Raw genomic sequence first — 16042 nt, forward strand, 5'->3', positions numbered from 1 at the left:
ATTTTTAATAATAATTGGGATTGCACTTAATTTTATTCATTTAAAATGCAATCAATTCCTTTGAAATAGTTTAAAATCCTCTTTTTTTTCATTTATTTGTGATATAAATAGTAAAAAAATGAAAAACATTCGCTTCAGAGTCATACTATCTTTGACTTTATTATTGGGAGTTACCTGTATTTGGGCGCAGCAAACTCCTGTAAACGCATCCGGTAACTCAATTTCAAAATACGATTACCATGATGCTTTTGCTCCATTTTTTTATACAAAAAACGGAACAAGTACCCGTTCAGCAAGTGGTCAGCCGGGCGCTGAATACTGGCAAAACAGAGCCGATTATAAATTAACGGCTAAATTGGATGAAAATAATAACGAAATCACCGGAACAGGAATTATCACCTATACTAACAATAGTCCAGATAAAATGACTTTCGTTTGGATGAACCTGGACCAAAATTTATTCAAGGCAGATTCCCGTGGAAATGCAGTTGTACCTATTACAGGAAGCCGAAATGGGGCACAAGGTCAGATTTTTGACGGTGGGCATAAAATTAAATCGGTGAAAGTGATTTCGGTAAATAAAGGTAAATCAACTGAAACGGAGGCTAAATACCTAATTAGTGATACTCGCATGCAGGTTTTCCTTCCACAAGGATTGAATGCCAAAGGGGGAACTGTGAAAATTAAAATAGATTTTTCATTTATTGCTCCTTTTGAAGGTTCGGATCGTATGGGGGTTTTGGAGACTAAAAACGGTAAAATTTTTACTATAGCCCAATGGTACCCGCGCATGTGTGTGTATGATGATCTGAGAGGGTGGAACGTAAGTCCATATTTAGGAGCTTCGGAATTTTACCTGGAATATGGCGATTTTGAAGTGAATATCACGGCGCCTTCCAATCATATTGTGGTTTGTTCAGGTGAATTACTTAATCCTGCATCAGTTTATACAGCAGAAGAACAAAAGCGTTTGACGCAAGCGAAACTAAGTGACAAAACTGTTTTTATTCGTACTGCTGAAGAAGTTAACAATTTGGCAAAGACAGTTTCTAAGACGACTAAAACTTGGAATTATAAAATCAAAAATGCTCGTGATGTTTCCTGGTCTTCTTCGGCTGCATTTATATTAGACGCTGCAAAAATTAATTTGCCAAGCGGAAAAAAATCATTGGCTATCTCCGTTTATCCAGTAGAAAGCGCAGGAAATGATGCTTGGGGACGTTCAACAGAATATACTAAAGGGTGTATAGAAAATTATTCTAAAAGATGGTTGGAATATCCTTATCCAGCGGCTACCAATGTAGCAGGTAATGAAGGTGGAATGGAATATCCTGGAATCGTTTTTTGCAGTTGGGAATCCAAAGGAGAAGATTTATGGGGAGTGACAGATCACGAATTTGGACATATTTGGTTCCCCATGATTGTTGGTTCAAACGAGCGTATGTTCGCCTGGATGGACGAAGGATTTAATACTTTTATTAATTCACTAAGTGGTGTTGATTTTAATAATGGTGAGTACAAACCCAAGCCTTCGGATGCACATTTATATGCGGATTATTATACTAATCCAAAAAATGAAACGATAATGAGTTCACCCGATAATATGAAAGAGGCCAACATAGGTCTATTATGTTATTCCAAACCTAGTGCAGGGTTAGTCATTTTGCGCGAGCAGGTTTTAGGGCCGGAACGGTTTGATTTAGCGTTACGTACTTATGTAGAACGTTGGGCATACAAACATCCAGCACCGGATGATTTCTTCAGAACAATAGAAAACGTTGCCGGTGAGGATTTAAGCTGGTTTTGGAGAGGTTGGTTTCAATATAATTGGCGTTTAGACCAAGGTGTTAACTCGATTAAATATATTAAAAATGATCCAAAACAAGGAGTTGTAATTTCAATTGAAAACCTAGAAAAAATGGCAATGCCGGTAGTTTTAGATATAAAAACTAAAAGCGGGAAGATAACCAGAGTTAAATTACCAGTTGAAATCTGGCAGAGAAACATAGACTGGTCCTTCAAGCACAATTCTACAGAGGAAATTGAAAGCATTACACTAGATCCTGACCATGTATTTCCAGACAGTAACGAAAGCAATAATATTTGGACATCAACAGTCGGTATGATTGATGTTGACATTATATTGGATGAGTATTTGGGGACCTATTCCAACAAAAACGTACCGATAAAAATTGTGTTTTCAGAAAAGAATACTGTTCTAAATGTTACGATGACGGATTATCCAAAGTTTACTGTTGAACGCATTGCAAAGGATACATTTGAATCTAAACAAGCAGGAATTACATTTAAATTCAATGAAAGTAAAAACAGTGTAGAAATGATATGGCCAAATGGCCAAAAAATACCTTTTACTAAGGAGTGATTTATATTTTTTCTGAGTTTAGTCGTAAAAAAAAACACCAACATATTTTTTCAATGTTGGTGTTTTTTTATAGGCAAAAGCCTGATTTTTTTATTCTGGAATCTGCTGACTCAAACAATGCAAGGTCCCAAAACCCCATATGAAATCAGTAGCGCTGATTCCTATTATTTCTCTGTCAGGAAAACATTCTGAAAGGATGTTTAAGGCTTTTCTGTCATTACTGTCATTAAAAGTAGGAACCAAAACACAATTATTTAAAATAAGGAAATTGGCATAACTGGCTGGCAATCGCAAACCGTCAAATTCCAAACGCTTAGGCATAGGTAAAGCTACAATTACAGGTGATTTGCCATTTTCCAGTTTGGCATTTTGCAATCTTTTTAAATTATCCTGCAACGGTTTGTAGTTGTTGTCTTCAGAATCTGTTTCTACAATAGTTACAATTGTGTCTTCGTTTATAAATCGGCATAAATCATCAATATGACCGTGCGTGTCATCACCTTCAATTCCGTCGCCTAACCAAATCACATTGGTAATTCCAAGATACTCCTTGAAGACAGCTTCATAATCGGCTTTGGTGAAATTAGGATTTCGAACCTGAATATCAGGATGCATCAGACATTCTTCTGAAGTCAGCAAAGTACCTTTTCCATTGGTATCGATAGCACCACCTTCAACAATTACCGGCTTGCCCTTATAGACCACTTGGGTAACTGGAATATTTAGGAATTCGCCCACTTTAGCAGGAACAAATTTGTCTAATTGAATATTTTTATACTTCGCCCATCCATTAAAATTAAAATTTAAGGCTTCTCTTTCGTTGCCGTTTTTTACGATTATCGGACCCGAATCACGCATCCAGCTTCTATTGGTTTTATGAATTATGTAGGAAATATTTGCAAGCGCAACATGAGCTGTTTCCAGCATGGTATTGACTTTTTCTTTTTGGTTTTCATCGGCAACAACCAAAATGACTTGTTCAAAAGTGGCTACTTTTTTAATAAATTCTACAAAAGCCCATTGAACTGCTTCGTATTTTCCCGGCCAGTCTTTTCCATTGTGCGGAAAACAAAGTAAAATGGCTTGTTGTTTTTCCCATTCGGCAGGAAATCTTCTATTATTTGTAGTCATACAGTATTTCTAATTATAAAGGAGTACAAATATAAACATTCAAGAGGATTTTAAAATAGATAGTAAAGATTCATTTTTGAGTACAGCATTAATTTATGGGATGATAATTTTAGTAAAGATTACATAATATTAAGTTAATTCATGTCGAGTTGGCGCGCGTTATTTTTGATAAAATTTTAAAAATACAGTTATGAAAAAGTATGGTATAGTACTGGCGGCAATTATGGTATTGTCAAGTTGTGAAAAGGATTTTAATAAAGAGCCGGAATTGGTTGTAAATGAAAATGCAGCAACTTTTAAAGAGATTGGGTCAATTACTATTGGTGGTGCCGGAGCTGCTGAAATAAGTGCGTATGATGAAGTTTCTAAAAAACTATTCACCGTTAACAACAGCAATACAAATAGGATTGACGTTATCGATTTATCGAATCCTTCAAGTCCGGTTTTTATAGCAAGTATAGATTTAACCCCCTTTAATGGAGCTTCAAATAGTGTCGCAACTTATAATGGCAAATTAGCAGTTGCATTAGAAGCAAAACCAAATAAGCAAGATGCTGGAAAAGTAGTGATTTTTGATGCGACGAATTACAGTGTGATAAAAGAAATTACGGTTGGTGCTTTACCCGATATGATTACATTTTCTCCTGATGGGAACTATATTATGACCGCTAATGAAGGGGAGCCAAATGACGACTATTCGATAGATCCTGACGGCTCCGTATCCATTATTGCGGTAAATAATAATTATGCAGTGACAACTTTAAATTTCGGAAGTTTTAGCAGCCAATTAACTACGCTAAAAACCAAAGGGTTTAGAATTGCAAGTCCGACCAATAATTTCACCGCTGATATTGAACCAGAGTACATAACGATTTCTTCTGATTCTAAAACGGCTTGGGTAACATTGCAGGAGAATAATGGTGTTGCTAAAATTGATTTGGCATCAAAAAAAATTACAGCACTTTTTCCATTGGGTTTTAAAGACTACAACCTTGCTGAAAATGCAATCGATATTAGTGATAAAGATGGTGGTGTTTTGGCCAATACATGGAAAGCAAAAGGAATGTTTCAGCCGGACGCAATCAGTAATTTCGAAATTAATAAAACACCTTATTTCGTTACAGCAAATGAGGGCGATGCAAGAGAATATACTGCTTTTGTAGATGTAAAAAGAATCAGTAGTTCTTCGGTTGTTCTTGATCCAATAGCATTTCCTAACGCTGCAGCTTTAAAAGCGGAGGCAAGTATGGGTAGGTTGAATATCAATACTAAAATGGGTGATACAGATGCAGATGGAGATTTTGACGAATTAGTTTCTTTTGGAGCCCGATCTTTTTCTATTTGGAATGGAAATACAGGAGAAATGGTATTTGACAGTAAAAATGAATTGGATAAGAAAGCACATGAATTTGGTATCTATGATGATAGTCGAAGTGATGATAAATCAGTAGAGCCAGAATCAGTTGTTGTTGCTAAAATGGGCGATAAAATGATTCTTTTTGTTGGATTAGAAAGAGTGGATGCCGTTATGGTATATGATGTTACCAATCCAGCGGCTCCAAAATTTTTACAGACTTTTAAAACGGGTGATGCTCCTGAAGGATTACTTTTTATACCAGCGCACAAGAGTCCTACAAAAAGGAGCTTAGTTGTTGTCAGTAGCGAAGGTGATGGTGTCGTTAAAATATTTCAACCTGATTTGAATTAGATCCGGAAGTTTATTTAAATAAAAATCCCTGCTTAGAATTATTTCTCAGCAGGGATTTTTGATTTTGGAAAGCTATTTAGTCAATCGCTCTTTTTGTAATATCTCCAAAAGCGTCTATTCTTCTATCTCTAAAGAATGGCCAGTTCTGACGTACATTTTCCTGTAAGTCCAGATCCACTTCAGCAATCAGGATTTCTTCTTTATCATGGGAGGCTTGTGCCAAAATTTCGCCTTGTGGTCCCGCTATAAATGAAGATCCCCAAAACTGGATTCCTGCTGTATCAGGCAAATATTGTTCTAATCCGATTCGGTTTGCTGCAGCGACATATACGCCATTGGCGACTGCATGTCCTTTCATCACACTCATCCAGGCACCATGTTGGTTCTCACCGTATTGCTCTTTTTCTTGCGGATGCCAACCAATTGCTGTTGGGTAGAACAAAACTTCAGCACCTTGTAGCGCAGTCAAACGAGCTGCTTCCGGATACCATTGATCCCAACAAATTAATGTTCCGATTTTTCCTTTCTGGGTGGGAATAGTTTTGAAACCTAAATCACCAGGTGTAAAATAGAATTTTTCATAAAAATGCGGATCATCCGGAATGTGCATTTTTCGATACAACCCTGCTTCTGACCCGTCAGTGTCAATGATGTAAGCACTATTGTGGTAAATTCCGGCCATTCTTTTTTCAAAGAAAGGAACAATGATCACCACGCCTAATTCTTTTGCCAAAGCGCTAAAAGCGATAAACGAAGTGCTGTATAAAGGCTCTGCCAAAGCAAAATTATCTACATCTTCACTCTGACAAAAATAGTGACTGCTGTATAATTCCGGTAATGAAATGACCTCGGCTCCAAGGTTGGCAGCATCACGCACCCAACTCAAACATTTTTTCAAATTGTTTTCGGCAACATCATTAAGATTCAATTGAATGACCGCTATTTTGTATTTCTTGTTTGGCATGACTAAAATTTTAGAGTGCAAAAATAGTGAATTTTATAAAGAGTAGAAAGTAAGGGTAATGTGTTTTTTTTTAGGGTTTAATTGATTCTCTGGCAATATCGTATTGGATTTTCTAAAAACTACGCTGTAGTCAGGAGCACTCGGCGCGTTTGATTGTATATTAATTTTTAGTTGTTTATAATTTTATTGCTCCTTTAGGAACGGTATTGCCAATGTTCGTTTTTTTAGAATAATCCAAATTTGCAGAAGAGACTAATTCAATATTTTCGCATGCTGCTCCATTAATGACAACTGCTTTGGTGGATGTCGAATTAAATTCAATATTTTTAAAGGACATGTTTTTACCATTATAGATGTCAAATACAGTAGTGTCCTGTATATCTAATTTTACATTACTGATTTTGATTCCATTGGCATCAATAATCGAAAAGCCTTTTTCTGCTTTTGCAGTCAAATTAGAAATCTGGATGTTTTCAAGGTTCATTTCAGGTAAACCCTGTAGAAATACTGCCTGATAAGCGCCATTGATTGTTATATTTTTTATCGAAATATTTTTGAACTGCGGCGTTTGGTCATTTACGGGAACCATTTTTGTGCTAATTTTATTTCCTCCTTCAGCCAAAGTTTCTGCAATGGATTTTCCGCCATAATAGAGGTCGAAAGAAATGGCTTGTGATGGAATATCAATCATAAAAATATCAGAAATAAAGATGTTTTCTACGATACCGCCACGACCGCGTGTACTTTTAAAACGCAATCCAACATCAGTTCCCATAAACGTACAATTAGAAACGTGCATATTCTTTACGCCACCGGACATTTCGCTACCCACAGTCACGCCGCCGTGTCCATGATAAACGATATTGTTTCTTATAACAATGTTTTCGCATGGAACAGCTCTTATCCGGCCATCTTTATCTTTTCCCGATTTAATACAAATGGCATCATCACCCACATCAAAACTTGAATTTTCAATGATGACATTTTTACAGGATTCTACGTCAAGCCCATCTCCATTTTGAGAAAACCAAGGATTGCGAATCGTCACATTGCGGACAATTAAATCTTCTACCATTAAGGGATGTATGCACCAGGCAGGAGAGTTTTGAAACACGGGACCATCAAACAATACTCGTTTACTGTTTTGAATGCTTACCATTACAGGACGAAGAAAATCACGAATTGCTTCAAATTCTTCTTTAGTTTTTAAATCCGGGCGTACGTTTTGGTCGGCATTTTGGTTCCCTTTTACATATTGCTCAGATGGATACCAACTTTCTTTTTTATCGTTAAGCACTCCGCCTGTAGCAATCAGTTTTTTCCATTGGCTTTCTGTTACCTTACTCTTTTTTACCATACGCCAAACTTCGCCTGAACCATCCCAAACACCTTTGCCGGTGAAGGCTACGTTTTCAACGTTTTTACCGTAAATAGGAGAGATACATCGCCAGGTATTTAATCCTTCAAAACTGGTTTCGATAATTGGATACAAATCTTTATTAGTAGAGAATTTTATTAACGCTCCGGTTTCTGCATGCAATTCGATGTTGTTTTTTAGAATGATTGGACCTGTAAGCCAAATTCCGGGAGGAATTATCACTTTTCCACCTCCTTTTTTTGACACAGCAGCAATTGCATCGGCAAAAGCCTTAGTATTTAAAACATATCCTCCATTGGTAGCACCAAAATCTTTTATGTTTACAGTATTGTTCGGAATTGATGGCTCGTTGACTTTTGCCATTTTGAATTCAATGTTTTTATACGTTTCATTTGACTCGAAAGTATTGCCGACACTATTTTTTGAACAGCTTGTTATTAAAACTGCCAAAACAATACATAATAGGTTAATTGATTTAGTTATCATTCTTATTTAATTAAATTTATTTTATAGTATTTAAAAATTCATAAAAGCATTTGGCTTATTTTGCTTGGGTGTAATGCGTATTTTATAAATGGCACCTTTAAACCATGACACTTTGTTTAAGCGAACTTCAATAGAAGTCTGCCCTGTTCCAATTGGAAGAAAAGAAAATTCTTCCTGTAATTCCTGTTTTCCATTTACATAAGTGGTTAGACTTTTTGGTGTTATCACAAAAGCAACATGATGCCATTGCCCTAAAGGATGAATTAGTTTCTCCTCCACAAGTGTTTTTTTATTGGTGCCTGAAACGGCGAAAGCATCGAAGTACCAGTTGGAATCAACCGCTCGAATTTCAAGTAACATACGGTCTTTCTTAATTTCGCCTATGTGCAGGATTCTTTGCTCAAACGGAGCATTTATCTCCGGTTTGAATATCATTTCCACAGTAAATTCCTGAAGTGAATTCAGCGGCATTTCGTTTAATAAAAAAGCATCGTCTATTCCATTAAAAGAAACTGCTTCTCCATAGGGAGAATTGATTATTTGAGGTTTTCCACTAATTTCAATAGCACTTGATTTCTCACGGAGCAAATTGGCTAGTATCCATTCTGTTTTTTTAATCGTTTTATTCTTGATTTCCTGGGTTTGCCCTTTCGAAACGAGAGAAAAACTGATAAAAAGTACTGCAATTAATCGTATAGTTGTTCCCATCTATTTACTTTATGTTTTAAATCCAGAGCAATTGTATTTTGCATTTATTAATTAGATTTTGTTTAAAAAAGTATTCTGTTTACTACTAAAAACAAAAATGTAATCGATTACCCAAATGTATCCAATAAATGACTATTTACAAATTAATTCCGATAAAAATACAGAGTGTACGATTTTACGAGACAAAACAAACCTGTTTCTAACACGCTCCGGCGAGGATAGTTAGTTGTTGGGTACGGTTTGTACCAGGGCGATTGCCAAATGTAAAAGTAAATAGATGCAGGCTCAGGCTTACTTTTTATATAATCGAATCCATTTTAGTTATTGACAGCACTAAAAGGGATTCGATTTTGTGTTCCTTACTTTTTTCCAATCACCTTTTTAAATAGATTTACGATTCCCAAAACAATCAGACCAATCAGAAGTCCGATACAAAATTCTTTTAAAATTGACGGTAATTGGGGTAGCAAATGATGTAAAAAATCAATATTATGCACAAATATACCACCAGCTACTAAAATCAAAGCGATTGTACCTATAACTGCTAAACTTTTAATTACTTTTGGTAGGGCCTGTACCAGTATATTCCCTATAAATTTTGATAAACTACGCTCGTCATTATTCATTGCAATTAGTTTAAAACCTAATTCATCCATTCGTACTATCATTGCTACAATTCCGTAAACACCTACAGTTGCAATTATTGCAATTATGGAAACAACAGTAATCTGTATTGAAATGGGTTTTCCAATTACGGTGCCCAGTGCAATAATGATAATCTCTACTGATAAAATAAAATCGGTCACAATTGCTGATTTTATTTTTTCTTTTTCGAGTGCTAAAACTTGCTCTTCTGTAAAAGTTTCCATTGTAATTTCAGCTTTTACATGCTTATGAGGAAATAGATATTCGTATATTTTTTCTGCACCTTCATACGCTAAAAAAAGCCCGCCAAGAAGCAAAATTATTATAATAGCCAAAGGTGAAAAAGCACTTAGCAGAAATGCTATTGGTAAAATGATTAATTTATTAATAAATGATCCTTTAGCAATTGCCCATAATACAGGGATTTCTCGTGAAGAAATAAATCCGGAAGCTTTTTCTGCATTAACAGCTAAATCATCACCTAATATACCAGCAGTTTTTTTTGCTGCAAATTTGCTCATTACTGCAATATCGTCCATCATTGCTGCGATATCATCTAATAGTGCGAAAAAACCTGATGCCATTATAATTTGTTTTAGGAACTGCGTTGCTTTTGGGATTGCCTTACCAAAATTTGAGTAACGAGTTTTGATTGTTTATTGCTGCGAAGCTACTACTTTTTGACTTACTCTATTTATAAAAAAAGTAAATTTTTAGTTAAATATTCACCCAAAATGTTTCGGTTAGTAGTACTGTTTTTATTTACTTTTGAAATAAAAAGAATATGGGATTCAAACAGGTATTTACAGCCAAATTAGATTGGCTCTTTTCTAAAAAGGGAGGGAGAACGTATGCTAAAAGTCATACCATTACGATTGACGGGAAGGCTGTTTTAAATGTTTCGGCTGCTAAAGCTTTCAAAGGTGATCCTGCTTTATACAATCCTGAAGACCTCTTATTGAGCAGTGTTGTTTCCTGTCACATGATGTCGTACCTCTATGTTTGTAAACAAAATGATATTGACGTAGTGTCTTATACGGACGAAGCACAGGCAACCCTTGAGGTGATGGATGACGGTAGCGGGCGTTTTATTGGAATTAAACTGAATCCCAGAGTTCGTATTAGCAACAAAGAAAAAATAGCAGAGGCACTTAGCTTGCATAAAAAAGCAAACCAACTCTGTTTTATAGCCAATTCGTGTAATTTTCCAATTGTGCACTTTCCAATATGTGAAATTGCAGCTATAAAATAATGTGGTTTCTCCTTTTTCTTAATTATAAAATACCAATTAAATCAGAGGGTTGGTTTAATACATATTTTGCTCCATTTGAAAGCAATTCTTCTTCTGGTCTATAGCCCCATAAAACCCCAACGGCAAACATATTGGCATTCGTTGCCGTCTGCATATCAATACCGGAATCCCCTATGAAAATGATTTCTTCGGCTTTTAATCCAAAGTTTTTACTTATTTCCACTGTTTTAAACGGATTTGGCTTTTTTAGTGTTTCTGTCGTCAAGCCTATTATTGGGTCAAAATAATCAGGAAATAGGGTTGTTGTAATTTCCTTTGTTAGGTCATCTGCTTTATTCGAGAACACGCTTAGTTTTATATTGCGTGATTTTAATTCGTCTAATAATTCGAATATCCCATCATAGGCTTTTGTTTTATGCGTACAAATGTCACGATATGCTGCTGTCATCAAAAGGTAACAACGGTCAACCTGTGTTTCATCATTGGCTGTGGCAGGTAGTGCTTTGCTTACCAGATTTCTAAGGCCGCTACCTATGAAATATTGATAGGTATCATAACTATGTGTAGGGAAGTTGAGACTTTGTAGGATACTGTTCATCGCATCCGCAATATCTTCAAGTGAATTCACCAGTGTTCCGTCTAAATCAAAAATAATTCCTTTAAATTTCATTTTTTATTTTTATAAGAATCGAAAAATTTAGCATTTCGATTCTTTGGATATCAGGCCCAAAGATAGGGATATTGTTTTTTCTCATTCGCAGTTATTGCATTTGTTTTGTTGCTCCTAAAAAGCATAAAAAAACACCAGCCTTTCGACTGATGCTTCTTATCCGCTTAGACAAAGTTCAAAACTTAGGCATAGCTTTTTTAGGGTAAACTCTTTAGCTTACCAATTCACTTTGATTTCTAAAAACCAACTTTCCATCAAATGCATCTATCAAAACGATGCTGTCTGTCGTTATTTTTCCCGATAGAATTTCTTTGGATAATTCATTGAGAACATCTCTTTGAATCACTCTTTTCACGGGTCTCGCTCCAAACTGCGGATCATATCCTTTTTCGGACAAATAGGCTATGGCTTCCGGAGTGGCATCCATCGTAATGCCTTGTTGCGCCAGCATTTTGGTTACACTTTTTAACTGCAAACCTACAATTTGAGCAATATTTTCACTGGTAAGCGGAGTGAACATTACGATTTCATCAATACGATTGATGAATTCCGGACGCACCGTTTGTTTCAATAGCCCCAATACTTCCACTTTTGCAGCTTCGGTTGTGGCTTCCAAACTTCCTTTTAGATTGTCAAATTTATCTTGAATAATCTGGCTTCCCATATTTGAAGTCATGATAATGATCGTATTTTTAAAATCGGCAAGACGCCCTTTATTATCCGTTAAACGCCCTTCATCCAAGACTTGTAGCAAGATATTGAATGTATCCGGATGCGCTTTTTCAATCTCATCCAATAAAATCACGGAATAGGGTTTTCTACGAACGGCTTCTGTTAATTGACCACCTTCATCATAGCCCACATATCCCGGAGGTGCACCCACCAAACGGCTTACGCTGTGGCGTTCCTGGTATTCGCTCATGTCGATACGGGTCATTGCATTTTCATCGTCGAATAGATATTCGGCTAAGGCTTTTGCCAATTCTGTTTTACCAACTCCCGTTGTACCCAGGAAAAGAAAGGTTCCCACCGGTTTTTTCATATCCTGCAATCCGGCACGGCTTCTGCGTACAGCATCACTCACCGCCTGAATTGCTTCTTCTTGTCCTACGACTCTGTGATGCAATTCATCTTCCAGTTTCAGTAGTTTTTCTCTTTCGCCCTGAAGCATTTTCATCACTGGAATTCCGGTCCATTTGGCCACGACTTCAGCAATATCTTCACGGGTAACTTCTTCTTTTATCAAGGATGTTCCGGATTGGTTTTCCTGTAATTCCTTGAGTAGAATATCCAAACGTTCTTGTGCTTCTTTGATTTTGCCATAACGAATTTCGGCTACCTTTCCATAATCACCATCACGCTCGGCACGTTCTGCTTCGTATTTGAAGTCTTCAATTTCAGTTTTTACCGTTTGAATGTTATCGACTACATCTTTTTCTGATTTCCATTTGGCGTAGATTTCGTTGCGATCTTCTTTGAGGTTCGCTAAATCCATTCCTAAAATTTTGAGTTTGCTCTCGTCCTTTTCTCGTTTAATTGCTTCAATTTCAATTTCTAATTGCATGACTTTTCGATCCAAAACGTCAAGTTCTTCGGGTTTAGAATTGATTTCCATGCGCAGTTTAGAAGCTGCCTCGTCCATTAAATCGATGGCTTTGTCCGGAAGAAAACGATTCGTAATATAACGTTGTGATAATTCTACAGCGGCAATAATTGCCTCATCTTTAATTTGAACTTTATGGTGTGTTTCGTATTTTTCTTTGATTCCGCGTAAAATTGAAATGGCACTTTCGGTATCTGGTTCTTCAACCATTATTTTTTGAAAACGTCTTTCGAGTGCTTTATCTTTCTCAAAATATTTTTGATATTCATCTAATGTTGTGGCTCCAATGGCACGCAGTTCGCCACGAGCCAGGGCCGGTTTGAGAATATTAGCGGCATCCATAGCACCTTCGCCGCCGCCAGCTCCCACAAGGGTGTGAATTTCGTCAATGAACAGTACGATGTCCCCTTCGGCAGAAGTCACTTCTTTGACAACAGATTTTAATCGTTCCTCAAATTCCCCTTTGTATTTGGCGCCAGCAATCAGTGCTCCCATATCGAGAGAGTAAACGATTTTATCTTTTAAATTCTCAGGAACATCTCCATCGACAATTCGGTGCGCTAATCCTTCTGCAATGGCGGTTTTACCTACCCCGGGTTCACCAACCAGCATTGGATTATTTTTGGTTCTGCGGGTTAGAATTTGTAAAACGCGGCGAATTTCCTCGTCGCGACCAATAACAGGATCTAGTTTTCCGGTTCGGGCAAGTTCGTTTAGGTTCTTAGCGTATTTATTTAGTGAATTGTAGGTTTCCTCAGCAGATGCCGAAGTCACTCTTTCCCCTTTTCTCAATTCGTCGATAGCGGCTTTTAGTCCTTTTTCGGTAACTCCCTGGTCTTTTAAAATTTGAGCAACTTTGCTTTTAGAACCAAATATGGCTAAAAGTAAATGCTCTATAGAAACGAATTCATCATTCATTTTTTTTGCTATAATCTCCGCTTCGTTCAATGTGGAGTTAGCGGTTCTGGAAAGCATAATTTCGCCACCGGAAACTTTCGGGAAGCTTTGTATCGTGCTGTCTACTATTTGTTCCAACAAGCTCACATTTACGTTGAGTTTCTTCAATATAAAAGGCGCTACATTTTCATCTACTTCAAAAATAGCCTTGAAAATATGTTCGTTTTCTATTTGTTGTTGCCCGTGGCTTTGCGCCAATTGCTGGGAAAGCTGAATCGCTTCCTGGGATTTGATTGTAAATTTATTTATGTTCATGACCTTATATTGTTTTGTGTTATTTGACTAACTTTGCAAATTATATTCAATATATATTCCAATACAATAATACAGACAAATTGACGGAAATTTCATGATTTTTATCATACTTTAAAGTCAAATTGTCTTAAAATAAGACAATTATGAGTTTTTTTAAAAATATTTTTAATAGTTCAGAAGACAAGGATTTAAAAGAAAACAAAATTAACTGGAATGAACTAACCGATTTAGGACAACTGAATGAAATTATTTTCACTTCGAATGAAAAACCGGTAGTGATTTTTAAACACAGTACCCGTTGCAGCGTAAGCAGGATGGCACTGAAACAGTTTGAAAATGAGTTTGATAGCTTAGATAAAGTTACGCCTTATTTTTTAGATTTAATAACACATCGCGATATTTCTAACGAGATAGCGAATCGTTTTGGAGTTACTCATCAATCGCCACAATTACTATTAATAAAAGACGGAATCGCAGTTTACAATGTTTCGCATAGCGATATTGATGCGCGGGAATTGGGAAGGAAGGTTTAAAACGCAACGTTTAATTTCAAAATACAAAAAAATCCATTCTAAAAAAAAATAGAATGGATTTTTTTGTAACAACTGCTTGGTTTTGAATTAATAAGAATCTTTCATTTTATTTTTTATGGCGGCTAAACAAAGGTTGTTAATACTCCCTTCATGAGTATGCTTTGTTTCTTTAGGAGATTTAAAAGTGCCATTTTCTAATTGTTCTGCGACGGCCTTATAAGCATCTCTAAAAGGCATTCCGGCAACCACCATTTCGTTTAAGGAATCTACCGTAAACAAATAATCGTATTTTTTATCGTCTAGGATGTGTTCTTTTACCTTAATGTCTTTGATAGCAAAAATTGCGATATCCAAACACGCTTTTAAGTTTTGAATTGCTGGAAATAACCCCTCTTTCAACAATTGTAAATCCCTGTGATAACCACTTGGGAGGTTGTTGGTAATTAAAGTGATTTCGTAGGGTAAAGCTTGAATTTTGTTGCATTTTCCACGAATTAATTCGAATACATCAGGATTTTTCTTATGCGGCATAATGCTGGAACCTGTTGTCAGATGCGAAGGCAAAGTAATAAAATCAAAATTCTGACTCATGTACAGACAGACGTCCATGGAGAATTTGGATAGGGTAGCGGCAACGCTACTCATCGCAAAAGCAACTGTTTTCTCTGATTTTCCACGGCTCATTTGTGCTGCTACAGAATTGAATTTTAAAGTCTCAAAACCCAATTGCTCTGTAGTGAATGTTCTGTTGATAGGGAAGGAACTTCCATATCCTGCAGCGGAACCTAATGGATTTTGATCTACAATCTTTAAAGCAGCATTCAGCATCGTTACATCATCAATTAAGCTTTCGGCGTAGGCAGAAAACCACATTCCAAAAGAAGATGGCATAGCAATTTGAAGGTGTGTATACCCTGGCAATAAAACGTTTTGATGTTTTTCTGCTGATTCCATCAGCAAATCAAAAAGGCTTTTTACTTGTTCTTTCAGTTCTTTAAGAACGTCTTTCAGATATAAATTAACGTCTACCAAAACCTGGTCGTTGCGAGAACGGGCAGTGTGAATTTTTTTCCCGGCGTCGCCTAGTTTTACCGTTAGTAAATATTCGATTTTGGAATGGACGTCTTCAAAACTGTCTTCGATTTCGAATTGTCCATTTTCAACATCTTTTATAATTTCTTCTAATGCCAAAACCAAAGAAACAGTTTCTGAATCTGTTAAAAGACCGATTTGACCTAGCATTTTTGCATGTGCAATAGAACCTAAGGCATCATATTTTGCTAGAACCAGATCCAGTTCTCTGTCATTTCCAACTGTAAAATGTTCGATTTGTTTATCGGTTGGTATTCCTTTTTCCCAAAGTTTCATA

12 protein-coding genes are annotated in these 16042 nt (G+C 36.4%); 4 read left to right on the plus strand and 8 right to left on the minus strand.

The window, feature by feature from the left end:
* Window positions 1-118: 118 nt before the first annotated feature.
* On the plus strand, window positions 119-2383 hold the full coding sequence (locus tag ACNQGN_RS05995; RefSeq protein ID WP_417986935.1) for a M1 family metallopeptidase: 2265 nt from the start codon (window positions 119-121) through the stop codon (window positions 2381-2383).
* A 90-nt stretch (window positions 2384-2473) separates the two neighbouring features.
* Here ACNQGN_RS05995 and ACNQGN_RS06000 read toward each other — a convergent pair whose 3' ends face one another.
* The gene (locus tag ACNQGN_RS06000) at window positions 2474-3514 is read right to left on the minus strand and encodes an agmatine deiminase family protein (RefSeq protein ID WP_417986936.1); all 1041 of its coding nucleotides are present in this window, start codon (window positions 3512-3514) and stop codon (window positions 2474-2476) included.
* A gap of 190 nt (window positions 3515-3704) precedes the next feature.
* On the opposite strand from ACNQGN_RS06000, the gene ACNQGN_RS06005 reads away from it, so the two are divergent.
* Window positions 3705-5222, plus strand: coding sequence for a choice-of-anchor I family protein (locus tag ACNQGN_RS06005; RefSeq protein ID WP_417986937.1), 1518 nt, complete (start codon window positions 3705-3707; stop codon window positions 5220-5222).
* Window positions 5223-5298: 76 nt separating this feature from the next.
* Here the strand turns inward: ACNQGN_RS06005 and ACNQGN_RS06010 are convergent, their stop codons facing one another.
* The 4 genes from ACNQGN_RS06010 to ACNQGN_RS06025 all read right to left on the minus strand — a co-directional run bounded on the left by ACNQGN_RS06010 (window position 5299) and on the right by ACNQGN_RS06025 (window position 9987).
* Window positions 5299-6186, minus strand: coding sequence for a carbon-nitrogen hydrolase (locus tag ACNQGN_RS06010; RefSeq protein ID WP_417986938.1), 888 nt, complete (start codon window positions 6184-6186; stop codon window positions 5299-5301).
* 175 nt (window positions 6187-6361) lie between these two features.
* Complete coding sequence (locus tag ACNQGN_RS06015; RefSeq protein WP_417986939.1) at window positions 6362-8050, minus strand: glycoside hydrolase family 28 protein; 1689 nt, start codon at window positions 8048-8050, stop codon at window positions 6362-6364.
* Window positions 8051-8080: 30 nt separating this feature from the next.
* Window positions 8081-8758: a LamG-like jellyroll fold domain-containing protein gene (locus ACNQGN_RS06020; RefSeq protein WP_417986940.1), complete on the minus strand. Its 678-nt coding sequence runs from the start codon at window positions 8756-8758 to the stop codon at window positions 8081-8083.
* A 359-nt stretch (window positions 8759-9117) separates the two neighbouring features.
* A complete protein-coding gene (locus ACNQGN_RS06025) occupies window positions 9118-9987 on the minus strand; it encodes a DUF808 domain-containing protein (RefSeq protein WP_417986941.1) in 870 nt (289 codons plus the stop codon).
* Window positions 9988-10187: 200 nt separating this feature from the next.
* On the opposite strand from ACNQGN_RS06025, the gene ACNQGN_RS06030 reads away from it, so the two are divergent.
* Window positions 10188-10655 (plus strand): OsmC family protein, encoded by a 468-nt coding sequence (locus ACNQGN_RS06030; protein WP_417986942.1) that lies wholly within the window; start codon window positions 10188-10190, stop codon window positions 10653-10655.
* Window positions 10656-10677: 22 nt separating this feature from the next.
* On the opposite strand, the gene ACNQGN_RS06035 is transcribed toward ACNQGN_RS06030, so the two are convergent.
* Both ACNQGN_RS06035 and clpB read right to left on the minus strand, forming a co-directional pair.
* A complete protein-coding gene (locus ACNQGN_RS06035) occupies window positions 10678-11325 on the minus strand; it encodes an HAD family hydrolase (RefSeq protein ID WP_417986943.1) in 648 nt (215 codons plus the stop codon).
* A gap of 211 nt (window positions 11326-11536) precedes the next feature.
* Window positions 11537-14140 (minus strand): ATP-dependent chaperone ClpB, encoded by a 2604-nt coding sequence (gene clpB, locus ACNQGN_RS06040; protein WP_417986944.1) that lies wholly within the window; start codon window positions 14138-14140, stop codon window positions 11537-11539.
* A gap of 143 nt (window positions 14141-14283) precedes the next feature.
* On the opposite strand from clpB, the gene ytxJ reads away from it, so the two are divergent.
* Complete coding sequence (gene ytxJ, locus ACNQGN_RS06045) at window positions 14284-14673, plus strand: bacillithiol system redox-active protein YtxJ (RefSeq protein WP_417986945.1); 390 nt, start codon at window positions 14284-14286, stop codon at window positions 14671-14673.
* A gap of 87 nt (window positions 14674-14760) precedes the next feature.
* Here ytxJ and argH read toward each other — a convergent pair whose 3' ends face one another.
* Window positions 14761-16041 (minus strand): argininosuccinate lyase, encoded by a 1281-nt coding sequence (argH, locus tag ACNQGN_RS06050; RefSeq protein WP_417986946.1) that lies wholly within the window; start codon window positions 16039-16041, stop codon window positions 14761-14763.
* Window position 16042: the final 1 nt, after the last annotated feature.

The organism is Flavobacterium rhamnosi (assembly GCF_048286515.1).
In the GTDB taxonomy this organism is placed as follows: Bacteria; Bacteroidota; Bacteroidia; order Flavobacteriales; family Flavobacteriaceae; genus Flavobacterium.